Annotated in this window: 21 protein-coding genes; 11 read left to right on the top strand and 10 right to left on the bottom strand. The window is 71.5% G+C overall.

The genetic code is table 11. The features are described 5' to 3' along the window. Positions 1–249 precede the first annotated feature (249 nt). The 3 genes from ABD817_RS12430 to ABD817_RS12420 all read left to right on the top strand — a co-directional run bounded on the left by ABD817_RS12430 (position 250) and on the right by ABD817_RS12420 (position 5,765). A complete protein-coding gene (locus tag ABD817_RS12430; protein ID WP_344917983.1) occupies positions 250–1,254 on the top strand; it encodes a methionine synthase in 1,005 nt (334 codons plus the stop codon). Between the two features lie 122 nt (positions 1,255–1,376). After that, positions 1,377–3,557 (top strand): NAD-dependent DNA ligase LigA, encoded by a 2,181-nt coding sequence (ligA, locus tag ABD817_RS12425; protein ID WP_344917982.1) that lies wholly within the window; start codon positions 1,377–1,379, stop codon positions 3,555–3,557. Between the two features lie 126 nt (positions 3,558–3,683). Next, positions 3,684–5,765 (top strand): putative bifunctional diguanylate cyclase/phosphodiesterase, encoded by a 2,082-nt coding sequence (locus tag ABD817_RS12420; protein ID WP_344917981.1) that lies wholly within the window; start codon positions 3,684–3,686, stop codon positions 5,763–5,765. Between the two features lie 36 nt (positions 5,766–5,801). On the opposite strand, the gene ABD817_RS12415 is transcribed toward ABD817_RS12420, so the two are convergent. Beyond that, on the bottom strand, positions 5,802–7,253 hold the full coding sequence (locus ABD817_RS12415) for an ATP-binding protein (protein ID WP_344917980.1): 1,452 nt from the start codon (positions 7,251–7,253) through the stop codon (positions 5,802–5,804). 477 nt (positions 7,254–7,730) lie between these two features. On the opposite strand from ABD817_RS12415, the gene gatC reads away from it, so the two are divergent. From gatC to gatB, 5 genes are read left to right on the top strand one after another with little or no spacing between them, the layout of a single operon-like run. Continuing rightward, on the top strand, positions 7,731–8,030 hold the full coding sequence (gene gatC, locus ABD817_RS12410; RefSeq protein WP_344917979.1) for an Asp-tRNA(Asn)/Glu-tRNA(Gln) amidotransferase subunit GatC: 300 nt from the start codon (positions 7,731–7,733) through the stop codon (positions 8,028–8,030). Continuing rightward, a complete protein-coding gene (gatA, locus tag ABD817_RS12405; RefSeq protein ID WP_344917978.1) occupies positions 8,027–9,517 on the top strand; it encodes an Asp-tRNA(Asn)/Glu-tRNA(Gln) amidotransferase subunit GatA in 1,491 nt (496 codons plus the stop codon). The genes gatC and gatA overlap by 4 nt, the downstream gene beginning before the upstream one ends. A gap of 60 nt (positions 9,518–9,577) precedes the next feature. Next, the gene (locus tag ABD817_RS12400) at positions 9,578–10,666 is read left to right on the top strand and encodes an AAA family ATPase (RefSeq protein ID WP_344917977.1); all 1,089 of its coding nucleotides are present in this window, start codon (positions 9,578–9,580) and stop codon (positions 10,664–10,666) included. Then, positions 10,663–11,232, top strand: coding sequence for a hypothetical protein (locus ABD817_RS12395; protein ID WP_344917976.1), 570 nt, complete (start codon positions 10,663–10,665; stop codon positions 11,230–11,232). Before ABD817_RS12400 ends, ABD817_RS12395 begins: the two co-directional genes overlap by 4 nt. 33 nt (positions 11,233–11,265) lie before the next feature. Continuing rightward, positions 11,266–12,771, top strand: a complete 1,506-nt coding sequence (gene gatB, locus ABD817_RS12390) for an Asp-tRNA(Asn)/Glu-tRNA(Gln) amidotransferase subunit GatB (RefSeq protein ID WP_344917975.1) — start codon at positions 11,266–11,268, stop codon at positions 12,769–12,771. Positions 12,772–13,012: 241 nt separating this feature from the next. On the opposite strand, the gene ABD817_RS12385 is transcribed toward gatB, so the two are convergent. The 6 genes from ABD817_RS12385 to ABD817_RS12360 form a co-directional block, all read right to left on the bottom strand. Continuing rightward, positions 13,013–15,151, bottom strand: a complete 2,139-nt coding sequence (locus ABD817_RS12385; protein WP_344917974.1) for a peptidase domain-containing ABC transporter — start codon at positions 15,149–15,151, stop codon at positions 13,013–13,015. Next, positions 15,148–15,600, bottom strand: a complete 453-nt coding sequence (locus tag ABD817_RS12380; protein ID WP_344917973.1) for a hypothetical protein — start codon at positions 15,598–15,600, stop codon at positions 15,148–15,150. The genes ABD817_RS12385 and ABD817_RS12380 overlap by 4 nt, the downstream gene beginning before the upstream one ends. After that, positions 15,585–16,775, bottom strand: a complete 1,191-nt coding sequence (locus ABD817_RS12375; RefSeq protein ID WP_344917972.1) for a TIGR04500 family putative peptide maturation system protein — start codon at positions 16,773–16,775, stop codon at positions 15,585–15,587. Before ABD817_RS12375 ends, ABD817_RS12380 begins: the two co-directional genes overlap by 16 nt. Continuing rightward, positions 16,772–17,794 carry an MvdC/MvdD family ATP grasp protein gene (locus tag ABD817_RS12370; RefSeq protein WP_344917971.1) on the bottom strand — a complete coding sequence of 341 codons (1,023 nt, stop codon included), beginning with the start codon at positions 17,792–17,794 and terminating at the stop codon, positions 16,772–16,774. Before ABD817_RS12370 ends, ABD817_RS12375 begins: the two co-directional genes overlap by 4 nt. A 148-nt stretch (positions 17,795–17,942) precedes the next feature. Then, positions 17,943–18,071 carry a hypothetical protein gene (locus tag ABD817_RS12365; protein ID WP_344917970.1) on the bottom strand — a complete coding sequence of 43 codons (129 nt, stop codon included), beginning with the start codon at positions 18,069–18,071 and terminating at the stop codon, positions 17,943–17,945. Between the two features lie 34 nt (positions 18,072–18,105). Beyond that, a complete protein-coding gene (locus ABD817_RS12360) occupies positions 18,106–18,243 on the bottom strand; it encodes a putative ATP-grasp target RiPP (RefSeq protein WP_344917969.1) in 138 nt (45 codons plus the stop codon). A gap of 388 nt (positions 18,244–18,631) precedes the next feature. Between ABD817_RS12360 and ABD817_RS12355 the strand changes: the two genes are divergently transcribed. Then, a complete protein-coding gene (locus ABD817_RS12355) occupies positions 18,632–19,015 on the top strand; it encodes an SH3 domain-containing protein (RefSeq protein ID WP_344917968.1) in 384 nt (127 codons plus the stop codon). Positions 19,016–19,254: 239 nt separating this feature from the next. Here ABD817_RS12355 and ABD817_RS12350 read toward each other — a convergent pair whose 3' ends face one another. From ABD817_RS12350 to ABD817_RS12340, 3 genes are read right to left on the bottom strand one after another with little or no spacing between them, the layout of a single operon-like run. Continuing rightward, complete coding sequence (locus tag ABD817_RS12350) at positions 19,255–20,748, bottom strand: tripartite tricarboxylate transporter permease (protein WP_344917967.1); 1,494 nt, start codon at positions 20,746–20,748, stop codon at positions 19,255–19,257. After that, positions 20,749–21,468, bottom strand: coding sequence for a tripartite tricarboxylate transporter TctB family protein (locus ABD817_RS12345; RefSeq protein WP_344917966.1), 720 nt, complete (start codon positions 21,466–21,468; stop codon positions 20,749–20,751). Beyond that, the gene (locus ABD817_RS12340) at positions 21,468–22,433 is read right to left on the bottom strand and encodes a Bug family tripartite tricarboxylate transporter substrate binding protein (protein ID WP_344917965.1); all 966 of its coding nucleotides are present in this window, start codon (positions 22,431–22,433) and stop codon (positions 21,468–21,470) included. The genes ABD817_RS12345 and ABD817_RS12340 overlap by 1 nt, the downstream gene beginning before the upstream one ends. A 174-nt stretch (positions 22,434–22,607) precedes the next feature. On the opposite strand from ABD817_RS12340, the gene ABD817_RS12335 reads away from it, so the two are divergent. Both ABD817_RS12335 and ABD817_RS12330 read left to right on the top strand, forming a co-directional pair. After that, a complete protein-coding gene (locus ABD817_RS12335; protein WP_344917963.1) occupies positions 22,608–24,335 on the top strand; it encodes an ATP-binding protein in 1,728 nt (575 codons plus the stop codon). 14 nt (positions 24,336–24,349) lie between these two features. Beyond that, the gene (locus ABD817_RS12330; protein WP_344918109.1) at positions 24,350–25,027 is read left to right on the top strand and encodes a response regulator; all 678 of its coding nucleotides are present in this window, start codon (positions 24,350–24,352) and stop codon (positions 25,025–25,027) included. Positions 25,028–25,154: the final 127 nt, after the last annotated feature.

The raw sequence follows: 25,154 nt of genomic DNA, 5'->3' as shown, positions 1-25,154 counted from the left end.
GAACGAACGGTCCCCGAGCGAAACGGCCCCCACGCCGAGACGCCCCCGGAAACGGGTGAATACCGGGCAGCACCCTACTCAGCCTGATCGCCCGCCGTCACGGCGCGACGGGGATTCCCCCACCCGGCCGGAGGCACGATCCGGCGGTCCTAAGCTGGCGTGGGCGGGCGAGCCGGGCAGGTGCCGGTGGGTTCCCCACGTCCCGCCCACGTCCGACCGCCCACGTCCGACGCGAAACCAGGAGCAGTCTTGAGCCAGTACCCATGGGGCGAGGCGACCGCGACCGGCATCGGGTCGCACCCGGGGGAGGACCACGCCGAGGCGGTCAGGGTCGCCTTCGGGGAGTCGCCCGCGCTGCCGTACCTGCCGGAGCTGCCCGCCCGCGGCGTCGGCGCCGACATGATCGGCCGCACCGCGTCGCTCCTGCTGGAGCTGCCCGTCGAGGTGCAGCCGTCGGGCTGGCGGTTCGCCGACCGGCCGGGCCGAGACTCCAAGCGCGCCCGCGACCACCTCGTCCGCGACCTCGACGGGCTGGAGGAGGTGGCCCAGGGATACGAGGGGCCGTTCAAAATCCAGGTGTGCGGGCCGTGGACGCTGGCGGGGGCGATCGAGCTCCGGCACGGCGACAAGACGCTCGCCGACCCGGGGGCGGTGCGCGACCTGGTGGAGTCCCTGACCGAGGGGCTCGCCGCGCACGTCGCCGACGTGCGCCGCAGGGTGCCCGGCGCCTCGCGGATCGTGGTGCAGATCGACGAGCCGGGGCTGCCCGGCGTCCTGGCGGGCACGGTGCCGACCGCTTCGGGCTTCGGGCGGCTGGCCGCCGTCGACCGCCAGATCGTCGCCGACCGGCTCGGGGCGGTGCTCCCCGCCGAGACGTTCACGGTCGTGCACTGCTGCGCCCCCGGCGTGCCCTTCGGGGTGCTGCGCGCGGCGGGCGTGGGAGGCGTCTCGCTGGACGCCCACCTCATGAGAAGGCGCGACGAGGACGCGATCGGCGAGACCGTCGAGGCCGGGACCGCCCTGTTCCTCGGGGTCGTGCCGGGCGTGGACTCCACGATCCCGGACATCGGCGCGGTCGCGGAACCCGCCGTCGGGCTCTGGCGCCGCCTCGGCTTCCCCAGCTCGACCCTGGCCTCGCAGGTCGTGCTCACCCCCGCCTGCGGCCTGGCCGGGGCCTCGCCCGGCTACGCCAGGGCCGCCCTGACCGCCTGCCGCAAGGCCGCCGGCGTGCTGCGCGACGACCCCGGCGAGTGATCCCGCGCCCGTCGCCGTACGGGAGCGGCGAGGGCTTGTCCAACTCGGAGCAATGGCGGAGTCGCGGTGTCGGTGCTCGAAGATACGTTTGACGTGGGCCACGACGATGGGAGAAGCGGGCGATGGGCGCTGAGGTCGAGGGAGTGCCGGTGTCGGCGCTGGAGCGGCACGCGGAGCTGACCGAGCTGGTCGAGGAGGCCAACTGGCGCTACCACGTGCTCGACTCGCCCACCGTGAGCGACGCCCAGTACGACGGGTGGATGCGCGAGCTGCGCGAGCTGGAGGAGGAGAGCCCCACCCTCCGCACGCCCGACTCGCCCACCCAGAAGATCGGCGCGCCGATCTCCAGCGACTTCACCCCGGTCAAGCACCTGCAGCGCATGGAGAGCCTCGACAACGCCTTCAACGCCGACGACCTCGCCTCCTGGCAGGCGAAGGCCGAGCGGCTGGCCGAGCGCGACCCCGCCCCCTACCTGTGCGAGCTGAAGATCGACGGCCTGGCGATCGCGCTGCTCTACGAGAAGGGGCGGCTGACCAGGGGGGCGACCAGGGGAGACGGCCGCGTCGGCGACGACGTGACGGCCAACGTCCGCACCATCGCCAACATCCCGCACCGCCTCACCGGTGACGACGTGCCCGACGTGGTGGAGGTCAGGGGCGAGGTCTACATCCCCGTCGAGGAGTTCGGGAAGCTCAACGAGCAGCTGGTCGAGGCGGGCAAGGCCCCGTTCGCCAACCCGCGCAACTCCGCGGCGGGCTCCCTGCGGCAGAAGGACCCGCGCGTCACCGCGCAGCGGCCGCTCTACATGATCGTTCACGGGGTCGGCAGGTGGGAGGGCGCCGCCGCGCCCCGCACCCAGTCGGAGATCTACGAACGGCTCAGGGGCTTCGGCCTGCCGGTCAGCGACCTCTACCGGGTCGTCGACGATCTCGACGGCATCAACGCCTTCATCGAGTTCTACCGCGAGCACCGCCACGACCCGGCCTACGAGATCGACGGCGTCGTGGTCAAGGTCGACCGCATCGAGCTGCAGAACAACCTGGGTTCCACCAGCCGGGCCCCGCGCTGGGCGATCGCCTACAAATACCCGCCGGAGGAGGTCAACACCAAGCTCCACGACATCCAGGTCGCGGTGGGCCGCACCGGCCGGGTCACCCCGTACGGCGTGATGGAGCCGATCGTCGTGGCGGGCTCCACGGTCGAGCGGGCCACGCTGCACAACGCCTCCGAGGTGGCGCGCAAGGGCGTGCTGATCGGCGACACCGTGGTGCTGCGCAAGGCGGGCGACGTCATTCCCGAGATCGTCGGCCCGGTCGTCGACCTGCGCGACGGCACCGAGCGCGAGTTCACGATGCCGGAGCGCTGCCCGGAGTGCGACACCGCCCTCGCGTACGAGAAGGAGGGCGACGCCGACCTGCGCTGCCCCAACACCAGGGCGTGCCCCGCCCAGCTGCGCGAGCGCATCTTCTTCGCGGCCGGGCGCAGGGCGTTCGACATCGAGGGGCTGGGCTACGTGGCGGCGACCGCGCTGACCCAGCCGCTGCCGCCGCAGGAGCCGCCGGTCCGCACCGAGGCGGACCTGTTCGACCTGACGATGGAGCGGCTGCTGCCGATCAGGTCGGTGGTCCGCGACCCCGACACCGGCCTGCCCAGGACCGATCCCGAGAGCGGCGAGCGGAAGGTCGTCACCTTCTTCGCCAACCAGAGCGGCGAGCCGAGCAAGAACGCCGAGAAGATGCTGGAGCAGCTGGAGAAGGCCAAGAGCCAGCCGGTCTGGCGGGTGCTCGTCGCGCTCTCCATCCGGCACGTCGGCCCCCCGACGGCCCAGGCGATCGCCGACGAGTTCCGCTCGATCCCCGCGATCGCGAAGGCCTCCGAGGAGGAGCTCGCCGCCGTCGAGGGGGTCGGCCCGCGGGTGGCCGCGGCGATCCACGACTGGTTCACGGTCGACTGGCACCGGGAGATCGTCGCCCGGTGGGCGGACGCCGGGGTCCGGATGGTCGACGACCCCCCGGCCGAGCAGCTCTCGCAGACCCTGGCCGGCCTCACCTTCGTGGTGACCGGCACGCTCGCCGATTTCACCCGCGACGAGGCGGGCGAGGCCCTGACCGGCCGGGGCGGCAAGGTCTCGGCGTCGGTGTCGAAGAAGACCTCCTTCGTGGTGGTGGGGGAGAACGCCGGTTCCAAGTTCGACAAGGCGGTCAAGCTCGGCGTGCCGATCCTCGACGAGGCCGGCCTGCGGATTCTGCTGACCGAGGGACCCGAGGCGGCGTCGGAGGTCACCGTGCGGCCCGAGGAATAACGGGCCGTCCACGTTTGTGTCTCAAAAACGTGCGAATTGTCAGTGACAGAACGTGCGCAATCGGTTCCGCGAAGTGGCCCGCAGGCCGTACTCTCCCATAGTGAACTAATGGGGGTTTTGTTACTCATGGCCGACCCAAACGACACTCGCGACACCGGACCGCGACCGGGAACGCCCCTGTGGGCCTACCTCGCCGCGGTCATCACGATCGGGTTCACCACCCTCGTCGTGTCCCAGCTGCGCACAGACGTGGCCGAGGCCGCGGAGCTCGTCCGCAGTCCGCTGTTCTGGATGCTCGCGGCCCTGGTCGTGCTGGGCGAGCTGCGGCCGGTGGTCCTGTCGTCGTCGATGACGGTGGGCGGTACGTACCCGTCGACCATGTTCACCTTCGCCGCGCTGCTCCACTACGGCCTGCCCGTCGCCGTGCTGCTGCAGGCGGTCGCCATGGTCGTCAACGGGGCCGTCACCCGCAAGGCGTGCCACCGGGTCATGTTCAACATCGCGCAGGTGACGCTGGCCTGCGCCGCGGCCTGGCTGGTGCTCGGGCTGTTCGGCGACCGGCTCGTCACGGTGACCTCCGGGGTGCCGGAGGGGTCCGACCTGCTGGCGATCGGGCTGGCCGGGCTCACCTACTTCACGGTCCGGGCCCTGCTGGTCTCCGGCGCGGTGGCGCTGCACGAGCGCAGGTCGATCCACCGGGTGATCAGGACCACGATCGGCCACCAGAGCCTCGTCTACGCCGGGCTGCTCGGCCTGGCCCCGCTCGTCGTGGTGGTGATGAACCACTCACCGGCCCTGGTGCCGCTGTTCCTGGCCCCGATGGTGGCGGTCTACTTCACCGCCACCATGTCGCTCCGCCGCGACCACCAGGCGACGCACGACGGGCTGACCGGGCTGCCCAACCGCAAGATGCTCGTGCTCAGCACGGAGGAGGCGCTCGCCGAGGCGCGGGAGGGGGAGCGGGTCGGCCTGTTCCTGCTCGACCTCGACCGGTTCAAGGAGATCAACGACACCCTCGGGCACCCGGTCGGCGACCGGCTCCTGCAGCTGGTCGCGCACCGGCTCACCCACAGTGTCCGTCCCGGCGACGTGGTGGCCAGGCTCGGCGGCGACGAGTTCGCCGTCCTGCTGCCCTCGGTCAGGGACGCCGCGGCGGCCAGGGAGGTGGCGGCGCGCCTGCGGGTGGCGATCACCGAGCCGGTCCGGCTGGAGGGCATGAGCTTCGACCTGGACGCCTCGTTCGGCATCGCGATCTACCCCGACCACGCGCCCGACTTCGAGATGCTCCTGCAGCGCTCCGACGTGGCGATGTATCTCGCGAAGGAGAGCAGGACCGGGGTCGAGATCTACGCCGCCGACAAGGACCGCAACAGTCCCGAGCGGCTCAACCTCCTCGGTGACCTGCGCAGGGCCATCGACCGCTCCGAGCTGCGGCTGCACTACCAGCCCAAGCTCGACCTGGCCGGAGGGCAGGTCCGGGGGGTGGAGGCACTGCTGCGCTGGCGCCACCCGGAGCGGGGCATGATTTCTCCCGGGGAGTTCGTGCCGATGGCCGAGCAGTCCTATCTGATGCGTCACCTCACCGGATACGTCATCGACGCGGCGCTGGAGCAGGCCGCCCACTGGTGGCACACCGGCCTGCACGAGCAGATCTCCGTCAACGTCTCGGCCCGCGACCTTCTCGACTGCGCCCTCTCCGACCAGCTGGGAGAGGGCCTGGCGCGATACCGGCTGCCGCCCAAGGCGATCCAGCTGGAGGTCACCGAGCGCATCCTGATGACCGACCAGGCCTACACCGACGGCGCCGTCCGCGCCCTGACCGCGCTGGGGGTGCCGCTCGCGCTGGACGACTTCGGCACCGGCTACTCCTCGCTGGTCCGCCTGCAGCGCCTCCCGGTCGCCGAGGTCAAGATCGACTCCTCGTTCGTCCGCCGCATCGGCGAGTCCAAGGACGACGAGCGGGTCGTCCGCTCCATCGTCGACCTGGTCCGCTCCCTCGGCCTGCGCTCTGTCGCCGAGGGCGTCGAGTCCGCCGAGGTGGCCGCCCGCCTGGCCGCGATGGGCTGCGACCTGGGTCAGGGCTGGCTGTTCGCCGAACCCATGTCCGCCGCCGACGCGACCGTGTGGTTGCGCGAACATCGGGCCCTCGCCACGCACGACTTCGGTTTCCCGCGCCCTGCCGAGATCCTCGACCCTCAGAGGGCGTAGCCCGGCCTCGGGGCCGGTCGTCGTACCGGCCGACGTTCAGGCGTCGGATGTCCCGGCCCCGGGTCGAGCCGGCTGGGTCCACGCCCGGATGAGATCGTCGGGGCCGTACGCGGCGGTGAGGCCGGAGCAGGAGACTCCGCCGCGCGAGACCGCGACGAGCGGGATCAACTCGTCCGTCAGGGCCGCCCGGTGCCTGGCCAGCGCGGCGAGGTCACGGTCGTCGAACGAGGCGTTCTCCAGCCACTTGATCGACCCCAGAAAACACAGCCGCCGGGCGATCGGCCCCCTGTCCGCGCCCACGACGTCGATCTCCACGTCGTTGCTCCTGGTCCAGTAGGAGCCGATCGCGGGTGCTTCCGGCAATCTGTCGTCGGGAAGTAGCCGGGCCAGTGACTCTCGTATGAGGGGTTCCACGGCTCGCCCCCGCCAGGTGCTCCATTGCGAGGCGACCCGCCGCATGGTCAGGTCACCCCTGCGGCGCTCTATCTCGGGCATGTGCGGCCGGAGGAAGTGAAGCCAGAAACGTAGGTAGGCGTCGGTCACGCGGTATCGGCGATCCTTGGAGGGGCGGGTGGACAGCGGCAGCTCACCGATGACGATCCCCTTGGAGATCAGAAGCTCGGCCGCCCTGGAGAGGGTGCTGTGTGAGATCCCGCCCGCGCTTCTGGCGATGTTGGTGAAGGTGCGTTCGCCGCTGCCGATGGCCCGCAGCACCTCACTCGCCTGGGCGGTGGAGGGGAATTCGGCCGCGAGGGAGCGCTCGGCGGACACCAGAAGGGCCGAGACCGGGTTCGTCAGCGCGATGTGCAGGTATTCCCAGAGCGACGCCCCACGAGGCCACTCCCCGCAGATGAGCGGGAGGCCACCGGTGACGAGGGCCGCGTCGAACGCGTCGGCGGCGGTGAGACGGAGCATTTGCTGGATCTCACGGGGGTTGAGCGGCCCGACGATCATTTCGGTGCCGCGCTGGTGGAAGGGCCGCTCGTAGCTGTTCAGCGCCTCCATCATGGACAGGTCGGATCCGATGAGGATCAGCAGAACGGGCTTGCGGCTGAGGAACCGGTCCCAGGCACGCTGGAGCAATCCCTCGAAGGCGTCCACGCGGTCCATGAGATAGGGAACCTCGTCGATCACGACGATGGACGGGCTGTCGTCGGGAAGCGCGTCCGCCAGCAGCTGTAACGCCCCGTTCCAGGTGCTGGGCGCCATCTCGGAGAAGGCGTTCCGGCCCGGCAGGTCCGACATCGCGACATCCGCTATGAGCTGGTGGAGCTCACTCTGGGCGTCCGCCCGCGCCGAGGTGTAGAAGAGCGACGGCAGGCCACTGCGGCCGATGAACTCCTCGGCCAGGGCCGACTTGCCGATCCGTCTGCGTCCTCGGATCAGCACACACTGCCCGGGACGTCCTGTCGTCGCCTCCGCCCGGACGCGGTCGAGCAGGGAATCCAGGGCCGCCAGCTCGTGCTCCCTGCCGATGAACCGGCCCACGCGCTCCTCCGAATACTTCCATCAGCGATACTTCCACTGGAGATACTATCGCTGGCGATAGTATCTCCAGTGGAAGTAAGAGTGTACTTCGACGAAGTACACTCCTCGCTTTGTCCGTGGCCGGTGATCTTTCCTGGGGTCGGTGAAGACCGTGGGACCGGCGGCCCGGACCGGGACGCGAGGGCGGTGCCCGTCGCTGGACCCGGCTGCCGTCAAAGTCGCGCCGGAAAATCGATTCCTCGCCGTGGAGCGGGAACGGCCGGGACGCCGTCCGGGCATGATCGCGGGCCCGTCCGGGCCCGTGGCGGCGGCTCCGGGGCCGCTTCCTCCGGTGCCGACGGCCCGGGGACGGCCTGACCGCTTCGAGTAAGAGATCTTCGCTTGGTTGCGGCGGTGTTAATGAGTCGGGACCCTCAGGTCGCGAGCCATAGGATGACAGTGTCCAATTGCCATTCCACGAAACGGGTTCAACGACTCATGTCCGCCATAACCCGCGACGAGGTCGCTCACCTCGCCCGGCTGTCCCGGCTGGCGCTGGCCGACGAGGAGCTCGACCACTTCGCCGCCCAGCTCGATGTGATCATCGGTGCGGTCGCCCGCGTCGCCGAGGTGGCGGCCGACGACATCCCGCCGTCCTCGCACGCGCTCCCGCTCACCAACGTCTACCGTCCCGACGAGGTACGCCCCAGTCTGACGCCCGAAGAGGCGCTGTCCGGCGCCCCGGCGGTCGAGGACGACCGCTTCCGCGTCCCGCGTATCCTCGGGGAGGAAGCATGAGCCTCATCCGCAAGTCCGCCGCGGACCTGGGCGCGCTGATCGCGAGCGGCGAGGTCTCCGCCGTCGAGGTCGCCCAGGCCCACCTCGACCGGATGGCCGCCGTCGAGCCGAAGGTCAACGCCTTCCTCCACGTCGACGCCGAGACGACCCTGGAGCAGGCGCGCGCCGTCGACGCCCGCAGGGCCGCCGGAGAGAAGCTCGGCCCGCTGGCCGGGGTGCCGATCGCGCACAAGGACGTCTTCACCACCGGGGACATGCCGACCACGGCCGGATCGAAGATCCTCCAGGGCTGGAGGCCGCCGTACGACGCGACCGTGACCCGCCGCCTGCGCGAGGCCGGGCTGGTGATCCTCGGCAAGACCAACCTCGACGAGTTCGCGATGGGCTCCTCCACCGAGAACTCGGCGTACGGCGTCACCCACAACCCGTGGGACCTGTCGCGCATCCCCGGCGGCTCCTCCGGCGGCTCGTCGGCCGCGGTCGCCGCGTACGAGGCCCCGCTGTCCACCGGCACCGACACCGGCGGCTCGATCCGCCAGCCCGCCGCGGTCACCGGCATCGTGGGCATGAAGCCAACCTACGGCGGCTCGTCCCGCTACGGCCTGATCGCCTTCGCCAGCTCGCTCGACACGCCGGGCCCCTTCGCCCGCAACGTGCTCGACGCGGCACTGCTGCACGAGGCGTTCTCCGGGCACGACGTCATGGACTCCACCTCCGTCGACGCCCCGGTGCCCTCGGTCGTGGAGGCGGCGCGCAACGGCGACGTGGCGGGGCTGCGCATCGGCGTGGTCAAGGAGTTCGGCGGCGACGGCTACCAGGCGGGCGTGCTCGCGCGCTTCCACGAGACCGTGGAGCTGCTGGAGTCGCTGGGCGCGAAGGTCTTCGAGGTCTCCTGCCCGTCCTTCACCACCGCCCTCCCGGCGTACTACCTCATCGCCCCCTCGGAGTGCTCCTCCAACCTGGCCCGCTTCGACGCCATGAGATACGGCCTGCGCGTCGGCGACGACGGCACCCGCAGCGCCGAGGAGGTCATGGCGCTGACCCGGGCGCAGGGCTTCGGCCCCGAGGTCAAGCGCCGCATCATCCTCGGCACGTACGCGCTGTCCAGCGGTTACTACGACGCCTACTACGGGCAGGCGCAGAAGGTCCGCACGCTCATCGCGCGCGACTTCGAGGCCGCCTTCCAGCAGGTGGACGTGCTCATCTCGCCGACGACGCCCACCACGGCGTTCCCGATCGGCGAGCGGGCCGACGACCCCATGGCGATGTACCTCGCCGACCTGTGCACCATCCCGAGCAACCTGGCGGGCAACGCGGCCATCTCCGTGCCGTGCGGCCTGGCGGACGAGGACGGCCTGCCGGTCGGTCTGCAGATCATGGCCCCGGTGCTCGGCGACGACCGCTGCTACCGGGTCGGCGCGGCGGTCGAGAAGGCCCTCCAGAGCCGGTGGGGCGGCGACCTGCTGTCCAGAGCCCCGGAGCTGTAGGGCTTTTCCGGGACGTGGGGCGAGGGCGAGGGGGCGACAGGTGACAGGGAGAACGGCGGCATGATCACTCGGATCGAGATCGACGGGTTCAAGTCCTTCTTGAGCTTCGATCTCGATGTGCCGCCCTTCCTCGCGCTGGTCGGTCCCAACGCGAGCGGCAAGTCGAACCTCTTCGACGCCGTGGGGTTCGTGGCGGCCGAGATCGAAGGCTCCGGCGGGCTGCTCGGGGCGGCCCGCGGGCTGCCGGGCGAGCAGTTCCACCGGGTCGCCCACGGCTCGGCGGTGCCCGGGTTCGTCGTCTCGGTGGAGGCGCTGGTCACCCCGGAGCCGGGCTCCGTGGTGCCGATCAGGTTCGACGTGGGCGCGGAGATGGTGCTGAAGATCCCCAGATCCAGCGGGGCCGTCGTCAGCCACGCGGTCCAGCGGATCCCCGAGGAGTTGCTGGAGCTCATGGTCGAGGACCCCGACCCGGAGGGCACGCCCCGCCGTACGGTCCAGTCGTGGCGCCGCTACTCACCGTCACCGGCGGCGATGCGCCGCCGGTGCCCCTCGGCCGACCGGGGGCCGCTCGCGGCCGACGGCGCGAACCTGGCCGCGGTGCTCGGGCGGATGGCCGGTACGGAGGCGCTGGCCGACCTCGCGGCCGACCTCGCGGGGGTGGTCCCCGACGTCATCGGGCTGGTGCCGCGCGTCGAGCGCGGGGAGTGCTCCTTCGACCTGCTCGTCGACGGCCAGGGGGTGGTCCCGGCGGCGCTGCTGTCCGACGGCACCCTGCGGATCCTCGGCCTGCTCGCCGCCCTGCACGACCCCGACCACCCGGGCACGCTGCTGGTGGAGGAGATCGAGAACGGCGTCCATCCGGCTCGTCTCGGCGAGCTGCTCCGGCGGGTGCGCCGCCGGATCACCGTGCCGGGGGGTGCCGAGCCGCTGCGGCAGCTCATCCTCACCAGCCAGTCCCCGATCGTCGTCGCGGAGGTCTACCGGACCGAGCCGGACGCGCTCACGTTCCTCGACACCGCGGTCCGCGTCGACCCCGACAACGACCGGGTGTCGCGGGTGACCGTGGCCAAGCCGATCCAGCCGGACGGCGAGCCGGGCACGTTCGTCTCGCCCCGGCAGGTCCGCAAATACCTGGGCGCGGCGGCATGAGCAGCCGCCCGCTGGTCCCGGGACTCATCGCGGAGGGGGAGGCCGACGAGGGCTTCCTCGGCATCGTGATCTCCAGGCAGCTGCGCGAGCTCACCTGGATGTCGCCGTACGCCGTCGACGTCGAGGCGACGGAGGTGCTCTCCTGCGACCGGGAGCACCTGGTCACCGCGCTGGAGGAGCTCGCCGCCGACTGCCACCTGCTCTTCACGCACGACGACGAGCGGGAGCGCCGCCGCAGGGACGGGGTGCGCTACCACTCCCACTACCTGGTGCCGGTGATCGGGCTGGGCGAGACGGAGGGCTGGCTGCTCGCCGACCCCGCCGCGTGGGCGAAACTGGAGGGCAGCGACCTCAGCAGGCTACCCGCGCGACCCCGCGACGTCGAGAGGATCTCCGACCCCGCCGGGGTGCTGGCCACGACCGTCCCCCGGCGCGGCAAGCCCGCCCGCGACTACTTCGAGTACATAGGACGCAACATCGACCTCGCCGTTCTGGCCCAGGTGCCCACCTACGCGAACTGGGTGGCCGAGACGAGGAACGCGTTGAAGGGACTTGGTTATCTATGACGTTTTCTCTGAGGCAGGAAGTGGTGAACGACAATGAGCGCTGAGACGTTGATGCCGTACGACGAGGCGCTGGAGCGCTTCGAGCCGGTGCTCGGCCTGGAGACGCACGTCGAGCTGGGCACGGCGTCGAAGATGTTCTGCGGGTGCCCGACCACGTTCGGCGCCCCGCCGAACACGCACGTCTGCCCGGTCTGCCTGGCGCTGCCCGGCTCGCTGCCGACGGCGAACGCCGCCGCGATCGAGGCGACCATCCGCATCGGCCTGGCGCTCAACTGCTCCATCGCCGAGTGGTGCCGCTTCGCCCGGAAGAACTACTTCTATCCGGACATGCCGAAGAACTACCAGATCAGCCAGTACGACGAGCCGCTCTGCTTCGACGGCTACCTCGACGTCGAGGTCGACGGCAGGACCGTCAGGGTCGAGATCGAGCGGGTCCACCTGGAGGAGGACACCGGCAAGTCCACCCACGTGGGCGGCGCGACCGGCCGCATCCACGGCGCCGACTACTCGATCGTCGACTACAACCGGGCGGGCATCCCGCTGGTGGAGATCGTCACCAAGCCGATCCCGGGGACCGACAGGCTCGCCCCCGAGGTCGCCCGCGCCTACGGCACCGAGCTGCGCGAGCTGGTGCGCGGCCTCGGCGTCTCGGACGTGCGCATGGAGGAGGGCTCCATGCGCTTCGACGTGAACGTCTCCCTCATGCCGCGCGGCTCCTCGGAGTGGGGCACCCGCACCGAGACCAAGAACGTCAACTCGCTGCGCAGCGTCGAGCGCTCCGTACGGGGTGAGATCGAGCGCCAGGCCGCGATCCTGGCCGACGGCGGCCGGATCATCCAGGAGACCCGCCACTTCCACGAGAACACCGGCACCACCACCTCGGGACGGTCCAAGGAGGAGGCGCAGGACTACCGCTACTTCCCCGAGCCCGACCTGGTGCCGATCGCCCCCGACCCGGCGTGGGTCGCCACCCTCAAGGCCGACCTGCCCGAGCTGCCGGGCACGCGGCGCAAGCGGCTCCAGCAGGAGTGGGGCGTGTCCGACCTGGACATGGCGGCCATGCACAACGCCGACGCCATCTCCCTGGTCGAGGCGACGGTCGCCGCGGGCGCCCCGCCCGCGGACGCCCGCAAGTGGTGGATGGGCGAGCTGGCCCGCCGCGCCAACGAGGCCGCCCTCCCGCTGAGCGCGCTGAGCATCACCCCCGACCAGATCGCCAGGGTGTGCGCGATGGTCGCCGGGGGGGCGCTGAACGACAAGCTGGCCCGCCAGGTGCTCGAGGGCGTGCTGAACGGCGAGGGCTCTCCCGACGAGGTGGTGGCCGCCCGCGGCCTGCAGATCGTCAACGACGAGGGCGAGCTCATGGAGATCATCGACCAGGTCCTGGCGAGCAACGCCGACGCGGCCGACAAGGTCCGCAACGGCAAGGTCGCCGCCGTCGGCGCCCTGGTCGGCGGCGTCATGAAGGCCAGCAGGGGCAAGGCCGACGCGGGCCGCGCCCGCGAACTCATCCTGGAGCGCCTCGGCGTCTCCGAGTAGCCGGTGTCCCGGACACCCGCGCGGGGGTTCCCGGAAGCTCACGTGAAGGGCCTGTGGGTGGCCGGCACGAAGGGTTTCCGGGGGAACCCGCGCGGAGACCCCGCCGCTTCGGCGGGGTCATGGTTCCGGCACCGGGGGAGCGGACACACCCCGGCCGGGCGATGTCACAGATCCCCCCGAGCCGGCGGTGAGAACCGTGGACGGCCGCCCCCGCGCACCGCTTCCGTGTCGCGTGGAGAGGTCAGGCGGAGGCGGTCTGGGCGGCGACGAGGTCCGCGTACCTGCCGCCGACGGCCATCAGGTCGTCGTGGGTGCCGCGTTCGACGACGCGGCCGGAGTCGACCACCAGGATCAGGTCCGCGTCGCGGATCGTGCTCAGCCGGTGGGCGATCACGATGCGGGTCTGGGTGAGCCAGAACAGGTTGGACTCGATGGTCGCCTCGGTGGCGCTGTCCAGGTTGCTGGTGGCCTCGTCGAGCAGCAGGATCTTCGGGCGCGGCAGGATGGCGCGGGCCAGGGAGAGCCGCTGGCGCTGGCCGCCGGAGAGACCGCCGCCGTCGGTCAGCATCGTCTCGTACCTCATCGGCATGGCCATGATCTCCTCGTGCAGTGCCGCCACCTCGGCCGCGGCGACCACCCGTTCCAGGGACGCGTCGGGGAGGTTCAGCGCGATGTTCTCCCGGATCGAGCCGCTGAACAGGGAGGGGTCCTGGCCGACCACGCCGAACTGGCGGCGCAGGGTGCGCAGGTTGAGCTCGGAGGCGGGGACGCCGTCGTACAGGATCTCGCCCTCCACCGGGGTGTGCAGAGTGAGCAGCAGCCTGGCCAGCGTGCTCTTGCCCGACCCCGAGGCGCCCACCAGGGCGACCTTCTGCCCCGGCCGGATGGAGACCGAGACGTCCCGCACCACCCACGGGCCTCGGGGGTCGTGCCGGAAGCCCACGCCGCGCAGCTCCACCGCGCCGCGCAGCCGCAGCACCTCGATGCCGTCGCCGGGCTCGGGTTCCGAGGCCAGGATGTCGGACAGGCGGTCGAAGTGCGCGCCCGCCTGCTGCAGGCTCTGCAGGCCGGTCATCAGCGAGCCCAGCGGGATCAGGGCGCCGAGCGCGATGGCGTTGAGCGCGATCAGCGCACCCACGGTCAGCTCCCCGTCGAGGACCCGCCACGTGCCGAGCCACAGCAGGCCGAGCGGGGCGACCACCCGGATCGCGGACAGCGCGGCCTCCACCAGGCCCTGGGTGAGGCCGCTGCGTACGTCGGCGTTGAGCCGCCGGGTGAAGTGGGCCGACCACTGCTCCACCGCCCGGTTCTCGGCGCCGGACGCCTTCAGCGTCTCGATCCCGGTGATCGCCTGGATGAGGCTGCTCTGCGACGCGGAGAAGGCGGCCAGCTCCTGCTGGGTGAGCAGGTCGATCCGGCGGGTGGTGACCAGCACCAGGAGCCCCTGGGCCACGACCACCCCGGTCAGCGCCAGCCCGAAGACGGGATCCCAGACGTACACGAGCACGAGGTAGCCGACGGCGAGCGGGCCGTCCAGCAGCGCCGCGACGATCTGGCCGGTGAGGATGTCGCGCAGCGTGGAGACGCTGGCGGCCCGGGTCAGCAGGTCGCCCTTGCCGCGCTGCGCGAAGTAGCGGTAGGGCAGCGACACCAGGTGGCCGATCACCCCCTCGGTGAGCTCCTGGTCGGCGCGGGCCCGTACCGCCACCAGCAGCGCCGCCCGCAGGTAGCCGATCACGAACTGGGCCACCCCGGCCAGCAGCACGGCCCCGCCCAGCAGGGGCAGCAGGTCCGCTCCCCCCGACGGGATGACCCTGTCGATCAGCAGCTGGGAGAGGAGGGGCAGGGCGAGCCCCAGCAGTTGCAGCAGCAGCGAGGCCGCGATGACCTGCGCGAGCAGGCCGCGACGGCGCCGGAACAGGGTGCGGACGAACTCTCGCCGCCAGGCGCTCGCCATCGAGGACGTGCCGCGGTGAAACCCCTCGCCGGGTTCGAAGACCAGCAGTACGCCGGTGAACCCGGCGCCGAACTCCTCCGAGGTCAGGCGGCGGCGGCCCCGCCCGGGATCGACGAGGTCCACCCGGTCGGGCGACCAGCGCTCGACCACCACGAAGTGGTTGAACTCCCAGTGCGCGACCGCGGGGAGCGGCACCCGCGCCAGGTCCTCGGGCGCGAGGGAGAAGGCGCGCGCCTTCAGGCCGTGCTCGCGGGCGCCCTCCACGATCGCCTTGGCGCTCAGCCCGTCCCTGCCGACCTGGAGCCGTTCGGACACCTGGTGCGGCGTGGTGCGGTGGCCGTGGTGGCAGAGCACCATCGCCAGGCACGCCGCGCCGCACTCGGTGACGGAGTTCTGCAGCAGGACGGGTACGCGGCTCCTCATCCGCCCGCCCCCAGTCCGCTTGCTTCCAGTCCGCCTGCCCCCAGTCCGGTCGCTCCCAGTCCGCCTGTTCCCAGCGCGAGCATGACCAGCGCGGCACCGGCCGCCAGGACGGCGACCACCACGATCCACAGCAGCAGGAACGACGGGCCGCTGATCACCAGTGGCATCCGCGCGGTGGCGCGGGCCTCGGCATGCCGGCGCAGCGCCTCCTCCCGGTAGACGAGCCGCCCAGGGCCGCTCCCCGTGGGAGGGCCGGTCGGTGAGGGCCGTGGCGGGGTGGTGGGGGCGGCCTCCGGGGATTGTGCCCGGGGGTCGGTAGCGGCTGCCGGGGGAGGGGAGTAGGGGGGCCGCGTACGGTACCCCTCGGTGTCCTCCCAGTGCCTGACCCTGTGCCGGCCGGAGGCCGGGACGGCCTGGGTGCTGTCCGGATCGATCACGACCAGTGCCACTCGATCGTGGCCGCGGCGCGGCGCTCCGCCAGCCAGCCGGTGAACGCGGCGCGCCCGGCGGCGGCCAGCGTCTCCGCGTCGGCGACGGCGGGGCTCCTGAACAGGACCGCGCCGGTCAGGAAGCCGCCGTCGGGTAGCTCCACCGGGCCGACGACCCGGCCGGACTCCGTACCGCGCAGTACCGCCGGTAGGTCCGCCTCCCAGCGAGTCGCGAAGGTCACCGCCGCCTCCCCGAACGGGGTCACCGAGACCTTCCCGGGCAAGGTCACCGCGACCTCCACGGGCGGAGTCTGCGCCGTCTCGTCGGGGGAGCCCGCCGCTTCCCGAGGCGGGGCTGAGGCCGTCTCGCCGGACTGGGCTGACGCCGCCTCTCCGGGCGAGGCCGGTGCCGTCTCGCTGGGTGAGGCCGACGCCATCTCTCCGGGCGAGGCCGACGCCGTCTCGCCGAGTGAGGCCAGGACGGCGAGGAGGTCGGCCGTGGTGGCGGCGGTCACCCTCTCCCCGGAGGTGACCCACACGGCCCTGACCCGGGCGAAGTCGCCGGGGTTCGCGGCCAGGTGGCCCGGGGCGAGTTCGGCCTCCTTGTCCCGGCGGAACCGGCGGCGGCGGGCGATCTCGGCGATGTACGCCTCGAACCGCTCGCCCGACATGCCGGCCTCGGTCATCCAGGCCAGGGTGGATTCGCGGTCGTGCAGCCCCCGTCCCCTGCGGAACTCGTCGGCCGTCGCCTGGAGGTCGGCGGCGGTGAGCGGTTCGGTGTCGTCGGCCGCCTCGACGAGCAGGCACTGGTCGACGATCTCCCGGTACGGTGACGCGTCCGGCCGGGAGAGCGAGCGCAGCATGGTCAGTGCCTGGGGGACCGTCACGTCCACGTCGTTGACGCTGACCAGATACCCGGCCGCCCAGTGCGTCGAGTGGTCGATCAGCCAGGGCACCCCGTCCTCGGGAGAGGCGGTCAGCGCGACCGTGCCACCGTCGGGATGGTCGAGGAGCAGGTCGTAGTCGACCACCGGGGTTCCGGGGCGCCGGTCGACGACGAGCTGTGCCCGGAGTTCCGGATACCGCGCCGCCCACTCGCCGACCGCGCGGTGGGCGTCGGCGACGCCCACGCCTCGGCGGGGCAGCGTACGAAGCAGGGAGACCCCGGATTGCAGGGCTCTCGCGAAATCGGTCACGGTGTTCCTCCATCCATGAGCCAGCCCGCGATCGCGTCACTGACGGGCAGCCCGGTCCACAGCTCGACGAACCCCCACGCGCCGCTGGAGTTCAGCTCCAGGAAGACGTACTCGCCGCCGGGGGTGACGATGAAGTCCAGCGCCGCGTAGGTCAGGCCGACGTCGGCGACCAGCCGGGCGCAGCGCGACGCCACCTCGGCGGGCAGTTCGTGCACGCCGTACCTGACCCGGTCGTTGTCGTAGTGCCGCCAGTCGTCCCTGGCCGTCCGGGAGGCCGACACGTCGATCTCCGCGGCGAACACCCGCGCTCCCACGACGATCACCCGCAGCTCGACCGCCTTGGGAACGTAGGGCTGCAGGATCACCGGCTCGTGCCGCACCCGGTGCCGGGAGGTCAGGTGGCGGCGGGTGACCACGGTCGTGAACGCACGGTGCTCGGCGCCGTCGACCTGGAACGGCTCGGCGGTGATCTGCTTGGCGACCAGCCGTTCCGCCGACTCGTACGCGCCCGCCAGCTCCTCGGGGTCGTTGGTGTAGACCGTGTCGGGTACGGAGAAGCCCAGGTCGATCGCCCGTGCCATGTGGAAGATCTTGTTGTGCGCGCGGCGCTCGTCCGCCCGGCGGCCGGGCAGCCAGCGCGCGGGCAGGAGGCTCCACACCCCGTCCAGCATGAACTCCGCCTGCCGGTCGACGTGCGCGCGGTGACTCGGCTCGGTCACGCTGCCGGCCGCGGAGGGCGCGCTCGGCCGGCTGCGCCAGACCGCGGTGATCCGGGACAGGTCGATCGTCTCCGCACCGGTGTCCAGCAGCAGCCGTCGCTCCCCGCCGGTGAACGACGCGGTGATCCGGCTGCGGCCCGGGAAGTCACCGGTGTCCCACCACAGCACCGGCGTTCCGGGGCCGTCCGCGGTGGTGTCCGCGTCGCCGACCGGTCCCACCGGGCGAGCGCCGCGCCGCCGGAGCGCGGTCAGGACCCTCTCGACCGCCCCGTCCCCTCGCCTGCTGATGATCAGAATCACTGTCCGGTCCCGTCTCGAAGGCGCGGCGGAACGCTCCCGTTCCGCCGCGCCGTGTTCGTCCGATGCGCTCGATACGCCGTCGGCCGTCCGCCGAAAGCCCGGCCCGTCTCGCGACGGGCGGGCTCCCGGTGCCGGTGGGTCGGCCCGATCAGCCGGTGGACTCGCGAACGCGGCCCTCCGGGCGGTGGGTCGGCCCCCATCCACCGGGGAGGCCGCCGGAGACCTGGCCCGGCTCGGCGCCCTCGAAGGGCAGGCCGCCAGTGGTGATCTCCGACATGATCACTCCTGTCCGGCCATGTGAGGTGCGCGGACTAGTACTGCCACCACTCGCACGGCAGGTCCTTCTTCCAGGCGCTGACCGACCACTTGCCACCGGAGATCTGGCCCAGCTCGGCCTCGGCCAGTTCGGCGCCCTCGAAGGGCAGGTCGTCAATCGTGATCTTCGACATGATCATTCCTCTCGGCCGCGTCGCCGCGACCCCCGCTTGGCTTCCGGTCTCGGTGTCGAGAGCCGGTCACCGGATCCCTGCCTTCGGTCCCCGGTCCTGCGGAGGAACCTAGGAATGATCACTTGTGGACCACTTGTGTCCCGCTTGCGGCGCGCGTGGTCGCCTCGGCGGCCGGGCCGGCCCCGCCGGGCTCCCGGCCGTGCGACGGAGGTTGAAGATCCTTTCGGTCGCTTTCATTCCTGTAATCGGAACGGCCTTTTTTATGTGGTAATTCATGTTTCTGAAACTGAATAGGTATTGACGAAATTCTTGATGGCTTGCACAGTAATCACTACAGTCTCACCTTTCACTCCGGCACGACCTGACCTCGCGATCGGAAGAACACCCAATGAAAAAGTCCCTGGTATTCGCCGTCGCGACGTTGGCGGTCGCCGCGGGAATGGCCACAGCGGCCGTTCCCGCTCAGGCGGCCCCTGTGAGCAGTGCTTTCACCCTGTCGGCGGTTCCGGCCGTGGACGCGGTGGTCATCGCCGACGGGGTGCGCCTGCGGTCGAGTCCCGGAGGGTCAACGGTTATCGGCTATCTCTACTACGGCGATTACGGGCGGATTCTCAATCCGACCTCGACGAACGGCTGGTGTAACTTCCGGCTGGGCGCCAGGTCGGCCTCGGGACTGCCGTCCGGCACCACGGGATGGGTTTCGTGCACCTATCTGGCCAGGGAGGACGGCCGGAAATTCGACGGTCCGGCCGTCGACACTTTGCGGGAATAGCCCCCTTCCCGGGACAGGCCCGGCCGCCCGGTTCCCCACGGCCGGGCGGCCGTTTCCCATCACGAGACCTCCGGCGTCACGAAGCACCCGGCGTTGCGAAACCTTGTAGGCCCACGCGAGGGGCGGCGTACGCCCGCGTCAGGAACGGCGTACGCCCGCGTAGGAGAACACGGAAACGGAAGCGGGCACGGACGTCCGTCCGTGCCCGCGTGTGCCGCACCCGGTGCGGCCGGTTCCGGTCAGGCGCCGCGCCGGGCGGCCACCTTCCTGATGAGCGGCGTGAACAGCGCCAGAAGCGAGATGACCAGCAGCGTCGCCGCGATCGGGCTCCTGACCAGGACCGTCACGTCGCCCGCGCCGATGGCCAGGGCCCGGCGGAGCTGGATCTCGGCCATCGGGCCCAGGATCAGGCCGATCACCGCCGGGGCCACCGGCAGGCCGAAGCGGCGCATCGCGAAACCGAGCAGGCCCAGGATGTAGAGGATGACCAGCTCCACCCAGGAGGAGTTCAGCGCGTAGACGCCGAGCGCCGCGAACAGCACGATCCCCGAGTAGAGGTAGGGCCGGGGGATCTGCAGCACCCGGGCCCAGATCGGGGCGAGCGGCAGGTTGAGCACCAGCAGCATGGTGTTGCCCACGAACAGTGAGGCGATCATGCCCCAGACCAGCGCCGGGTTGTGGTCGAACAGCTGCGGGCCCGGCTGCAGCCCGTACTGTTGGAAGGCCGCCAGCAGGATCGCGGCCGTCGCCGAGGTGGGCAGGCCCAGCGTGAGCAGCGGGACGAGCGTGCCCGCCGCCGAGGCGTTGTTGGCGGCCTCGGGGCCGGCGACCCCCTCGATGGCGCCCTTGCCGTACTCCTCGCGGGCGACCCCGCGCGCCAGGCGCTTCTCGATCGAGTACGACAGGAACGTGGGGATCTCCGCGCCGCCACCGGGCAGCGCGCCGAACGGGAAGCCGAGCGCGGTGCCGCGCAGCCACGGCCGCCAGGAACGCGACCAGTCGGAGCGGCCGAGGAACGCCCGGCCCACCGGGATCACCTCGGGCTGGCCGTGCCGCAGCCGCGAGGCGACGTAGAGCACCTCGCCGACCGCGAAGAGCCCGACCGCGACGATCACCACGTCGATGCCGTCGAGCAGTTGCGGGATGCCCAGGGTCAGCCTCGCCTGCCCGGTCTGCTGGTCGATGCCGACGAGCCCGATGACCAGGCCGAGGCCCAGCGAGGCGAGCCCCCGCACGACGGAGCGGGACAGCACCGACGACACCGCGGTGAAGGCCAGGATGGCGAGCGCGAAGTAGTCCTCGGGACCGAAGGAGATCGCGAAGTCCACCACCAGGGGAGCAGCGACGACCAGCAGCGCGGTGGCGATGGTGCCCGCGACGAACGAGCCGATCGCGGCCGTCGCCAGCGCCTGGGCCGCCCGGCCGCGTTTGGCCATCTTGTTGCCCTCGAGGGCGGTGATCATCGAGGAGCTCTCGCCGGGCGTGTTGAGCAGGATCGAGGTGGTCGACCCGCCGTACATGCCGCCGTAGTAGATGCCCGCGAACATGATGAACGCGCTCGCCGGGGGGACGGTGAACGTGATCGGCAACAGCAGCGCCACGGTCATGGCCGGGCCGATGCCGGGCAGCACGCCCACCAGCGTGCCCAGCGTGACGCCCGCCAGCGCGTAGAGCAGGTTGACCGGGGTGAGGGCGGTCGCGAAGCCGTCCATCAACAGCTGGAAGGACTCCACTCAGATCACCCCCGACAGCAGCCCGGCCGGCAGCGTCACGCCGAGGCCCTTGACGAACATCAGGTAGGTGAGGGTGGACAGCAGGATCGCGATGACGCCCGCGCGCAGCCGGTGGGCCGCCCCGAGCGTCACGGACAGGCCGAAGAAGAGCAGCGCGCCCGCGATGATCCAGCCGAGCAGGTCGAGCAGTCCGGCGAAGGCCAGGAAGATCACGCTGACCAGCGCGACCGTCCGCCAGTCGGCCCGCGCGGCGGAGTCGGCGTCCTCGGCGTCCTCGGGGTCGCCGTGGCCCCCCCTGAGCACGTCCACCACGTAGAACAGCCCGATCAGCAGCATCGCCCCCCCGACCAGGGCGGGGAAGAACCGGGGGCCGAGACCGAGGGCGGAGCCCGCGGCGGTCACGTCGGCGGTTCCGACGATCACGAACGCCCCCAGCGCGAGGACCAGCACGGCCAGCCCCAGCTCGGGCCGCCGCCACGACCACCCGGTCCCGGCCTCGGACGCCGCGCCGGGACGCGCGTCCGGATCGCCTCCGGAATCCGGGAAGGAGTCCGGGATGGAGCCCGGGACGGAATCCGGGTCCGGGGCGGGAGGGGGGCCGGGCGGGGCGCCGGTGTCACGGCCGGTACCGCCGCCGCCCGTGCGGGCGACGGCGGTGGGTTCGGATCCGGTACCGGCACCGGCGGCGCCGGTGCCGGACGGGTCTTCGGTTGGCGGCATCAGGAGACGAGGCCCATCTCCGCGATGATGCCCTTGACCTTGGTCTGCTCCGCCGCGAGGAAGTCGGCGAACGGCTGACCGGTCTGGAAGACGTCGGCCCAGCCGTTCTTGGTCACCGCGTCCTTCCACGCCGGGGAGTCGTGCATCTTGGTGACCAGGTCGGTGAGGTTCTTCTTCGCCTCGTCGTCCAGCCCGCTGGGCGCGACGAAGCCGCGCCAGTTGGCCAGCTCCACGTCCAGGCCCGCCTCCTTGATGGTGGGGGCGTCCACGTTGGCGAGCCGCTCGGGGGAGCTGACGCCGAGGGCGCGCAGCTTGCCGGACTTCACGTGCTCGGCGAACTCGCCGATGCCGGAGATCCCCATCGCGACCTTCTCGCCGAGCAGCGCGTTGAGCGCCTCGCCGCCCCCGGAGTGGGCGATGTAGTTGACCTGCTTGGGGTCGATGCCCGCGGCCTTGGCCATCAGGCCCGCCACGATGTGGTCGGTGCCTCCGGCCGAGCCGCCCGCGATGGCGATCTTCGCCGGATCGGCCTTCCACGCCGTCACCAGGTCGCCGAGCGTCTTGTACGGCGACGCGGCGGGAACCACGAGGATCTCGTACTCCTCGGTGAGCTTCGCGATCGGCGTGGTGTCGGCCAGGGTGACCTTCGACTTGTTCTGCTCGACCGCGCCGACCATGACCAGGCCCATGGTCATCAGCAGGTCGCCGTTGCCCTTCTCGCCCGCGAGCTGGGCCAGGCCGATGGTGCCGCCCGCCCCGGGTACGTTGTAGACCTCGATCTTGCGGGACGGGTCGGCGGCCTTGAACGCCTCGCCGGCGACGCGGGAGGTCTGGTCCCAGCCGCCTCCGGGCGAGGCCGGAGCCATGATTCTCAGCGCGCTCGTACCCGAGGCGCCATCGGAACCGCAGGCGGTGAGGGCGGCGAGGGACAGCACCGCGAGGGCGGCCAGTCTCCGAAGACGCATGGTCAGCTCCAAACAAACGTAAATAAAACGTGGTGAGGATGGTTACTTCAGGAGGCCACCCTGTCGATCCTTTGCGTGTTTGCCGTCGTATCGGTCATATTGGTCACACCTCCTCGCGACCTCGCCGTTACCTCGGACTGCTTTCATCGAGGTCCCTGACCAGGGAGTTAACTCGTGCGACGCTTACTCAACGCCTCGCTCGGCACCCAGCTTTTCGTGTTGCAGACCGTGATCGTGTTCCTCGCGGTCGGTGGTACGGCGGGCGTCTGGATGGAGCACACCCGTGTTCTCCTCGACCGCCAGTACCAGCAGCGAGCCCTGGCGATCGCCGAGTCGGTGGCGGGGCTTCCCCAGGTGCGTGAGGCGTTCGCCCTGCCCCGGCCCGAGCTGAGCCTGCAGCCGATCGCGCTCGGGGTGCAGGCCGCCACCGGCGCCGACTACGTGGTGATTGCGAACCGCGACCAGATCCGCTACGCCCACCCCAACGCGGCCCTGATCGGCAAGAGGCTGTCCACCGATGGCTCCGAGGTCATGACGAAGGGGGAGCACTGGACCGGCATCCAGACGGGCACCCTCGGCCGCTCGGTGCGCGGCAAGGTCCCGATCCTCGACTCCTCGGGGCGGGTCATCGGCCTGGCCTCGGTCGGGATCCTGGAGGGGACCGTCGCCGGCCAGCTCGGCGAGGCGCTCCCGCCGCTGCTGTGGACGGTCCTCGCGGTCCTCGTCGCCGGGTCGGCCGCCGCCGCGCTGATCGCCCGGAGGGTACGCCGCCAGACGTTCGGCCTGGAACCGGGGGAGATCGCCGCCCTGCTCGAACAGCGCGAGGGCGTGCTGCACGGCGTCAAGGAGGGGGTGCTCGCCCTCGACCTCCAGGGACGGGTGACCCTCGTCAACGACGCGGCACGCGACCTGCTCGGCCTCTCCCAGCACGACGTCGGCCGGAGCCTGCGGGAGATGCCCCTGTCCGACCGGATGCGGGACGTGCTGGACGGCGTGGACGCCGGTGACGACCGGGTGGTGCTCCACCGTGACCGGGTGCTGGTGCTCAACCGGACCCCGGTGGCGGTACGGGAACGGCAGAGCGGCTGGGTGGTCACCCTGCGGGACCGTACCGAGCTGGTGCGCCTGGCCCGCGAGCTCGACCAGGCCAGCACCACCACCGGCGCGCTGCGCGCGCAGGCCCACGAGTTCGCCAACCGGATGCACACCGTGGTCGGCCTGCTGGAACTCGGCGAGCACGAGACGGCCGTCAGCTACATCACCCAGACCACCGAGGCCTACAGCAGGCACGCCTCGGGCGTCAGGGAGAAGGTCGCGGACCCGACGCTGGCCGCGCTGCTGCTGGCCAAGTCGGCCGAGGCGGCCGAGCGGGGCGCCACCCTGGTGCTGTCCGACGACTCCCGGGTGGAGGAGGGCATGCTCGGCGACCCGCACGACGCGGTCCTGGTCGTCGGCAACCTGGTCGCCAACGCCCTCGACGCGCTGCAGGAGACCGGGGGGACGGTGGAGGTCTCGGTCCGTACCGAGGCGGACGGGCTGCACGTCCGGGTCGGCGACTCCGGCCCCGGGATCACCCCGGGCCTGGTCCACGAGGTGTTCAGGGAGGGCTTCACCACCAAGGCCGCCCACGCCGGGCCGCGCGGCCTGGGCCTGGCCCTGACCCGTCAGGCGTGCGCGCGCCGGGGTGGCTGGGTGCGGGTGCACAACGCGGGCGGCGCCGTCTTCACCGCGCTCCTGCCAACCGGAGAGTTCTCCTTACCCCCGGGAGAGCTCCCGCTTACCGGCGATCCCCGGGGAGAGCCCTCTTCGTCCCGCACCGGTGAACCCGCGCCGACCCCCGCCGGGAAACCCGGAAAATCCGCGGAACCCGCGGAACCCGCGGAACGGAAGGTGCCGAGGTGACCGGGGACGCGCACATGGGGGACATCCGCGTCCTGGTCGTGGACGACGACTTCATGGTGGCCAGGATCCACGGCGGCTACGTCACCAGGATGCCCGGCTTCACGGTCGCCGGTGTCGTCCACACCGGGGGCGCCGCGATCGCGTCGGCCGCCACGCGCAGGCCCGATCTGGTACTGCTCGACATCTACCTGCCGGATATGTCAGGACTCGACGTCCTCACGAAGCTCAGGGGAGCCGCGCACCCGGTGGACATCCTGGTGATCACCGCCGCGCGTGACGTGGCCACGGTCCGGGCGGCGATGCGCGGCGGCGCGGTCAACTACCTGATCAAACCCTTCACCGCCCGCGCCCTGACCGAGCGCCTCGAACAGTACGCCGAGATCCGCAGACGGCTCGCCACCCTCGGGGACGAGGCCCGCCAGGACGAGATCGACCGGCTCTTCGGCGCGGTCAGGGGGGTTCCGCCGCCACTGCCCAAGGGGCTGTCCGCCACCACGTGCTCCCTGGTCGCCGCGGCGCTCAGGGAGAGCGACGGCGACCTGTCGGCGGCCGAGGCGGCGACGATCACCGGTCTCTCCAGGGTCAGCGCCCGCCGGTATCTGGAACACCTGTGCGCGGCGGGCCAGGCGGAGCTCCGCCCGAAGTACGGCACCGCCGGAAGGCCCGAACACCGCTACCGCTGGACGGGCTGATTTGTTATTCCATTGTGGACGGCGCCTGACCAATGTGGTTTAAGGTTGCCGGAGGTGGAAGCTGCGAAGCAGGAGGATACGGAGGCCGTGCGGAACGCCGGAGCGCCTGTGAACCCGCCGACGGACC

It is taken from the genome of Streptosporangium oxazolinicum, from assembly GCF_039537505.1.
GTDB lineage: Bacteria > Actinomycetota > Actinomycetes > Streptosporangiales > Streptosporangiaceae > Streptosporangium > Streptosporangium oxazolinicum.
This window is presented reverse-complemented; position numbering and strand designations above follow the sequence as displayed.

What these genes read in the sequence shown, in the direction of transcription:
- ligA (WP_344917982.1), top strand. Translation starts at nt 1,377, where the DNA reads ATGGGCGCTGAGGTCGAGGGAGTGCCGGTGTCGGCGCTGGAGCGGCAC.
- ABD817_RS12420 (WP_344917981.1), top strand. Translation starts at nt 3,684, where the DNA reads ATGGCCGACCCAAACGACACTCGCGACACCGGACCGCGACCGGGAACG.
- gatC (WP_344917979.1), top strand. Translation starts at nt 7,731, where the DNA reads ATGTCCGCCATAACCCGCGACGAGGTCGCTCACCTCGCCCGGCTGTCC.
- gatA (WP_344917978.1), top strand. Translation starts at nt 8,027, where the DNA reads ATGAGCCTCATCCGCAAGTCCGCCGCGGACCTGGGCGCGCTGATCGCG.
- ABD817_RS12400 (WP_344917977.1), top strand. Translation starts at nt 9,578, where the DNA reads ATGATCACTCGGATCGAGATCGACGGGTTCAAGTCCTTCTTGAGCTTC.
- ABD817_RS12395 (WP_344917976.1), top strand. Translation starts at nt 10,663, where the DNA reads ATGAGCAGCCGCCCGCTGGTCCCGGGACTCATCGCGGAGGGGGAGGCC.
- gatB (WP_344917975.1), top strand. Translation starts at nt 11,266, where the DNA reads ATGAGCGCTGAGACGTTGATGCCGTACGACGAGGCGCTGGAGCGCTTC.
- ABD817_RS12385 (WP_344917974.1), bottom strand. Translation starts at nt 15,151, where the DNA reads ATGAGGAGCCGCGTACCCGTCCTGCTGCAGAACTCCGTCACCGAGTGC.
- ABD817_RS12365 (WP_344917970.1), bottom strand. Translation starts at nt 18,071, where the DNA reads ATGTCGGAGATCACCACTGGCGGCCTGCCCTTCGAGGGCGCCGAGCCG.
- ABD817_RS12360 (WP_344917969.1), bottom strand. Translation starts at nt 18,243, where the DNA reads ATGTCGAAGATCACGATTGACGACCTGCCCTTCGAGGGCGCCGAACTG.
- ABD817_RS12355 (WP_344917968.1), top strand. Translation starts at nt 18,632, where the DNA reads ATGAAAAAGTCCCTGGTATTCGCCGTCGCGACGTTGGCGGTCGCCGCG.
- ABD817_RS12345 (WP_344917966.1), bottom strand. Translation starts at nt 21,468, where the DNA reads ATGCCGCCAACCGAAGACCCGTCCGGCACCGGCGCCGCCGGTGCCGGT.
- ABD817_RS12340 (WP_344917965.1), bottom strand. Translation starts at nt 22,433, where the DNA reads ATGCGTCTTCGGAGACTGGCCGCCCTCGCGGTGCTGTCCCTCGCCGCC.
- ABD817_RS12330 (WP_344918109.1), top strand. Translation starts at nt 24,350, where the DNA reads ATGGGGGACATCCGCGTCCTGGTCGTGGACGACGACTTCATGGTGGCC.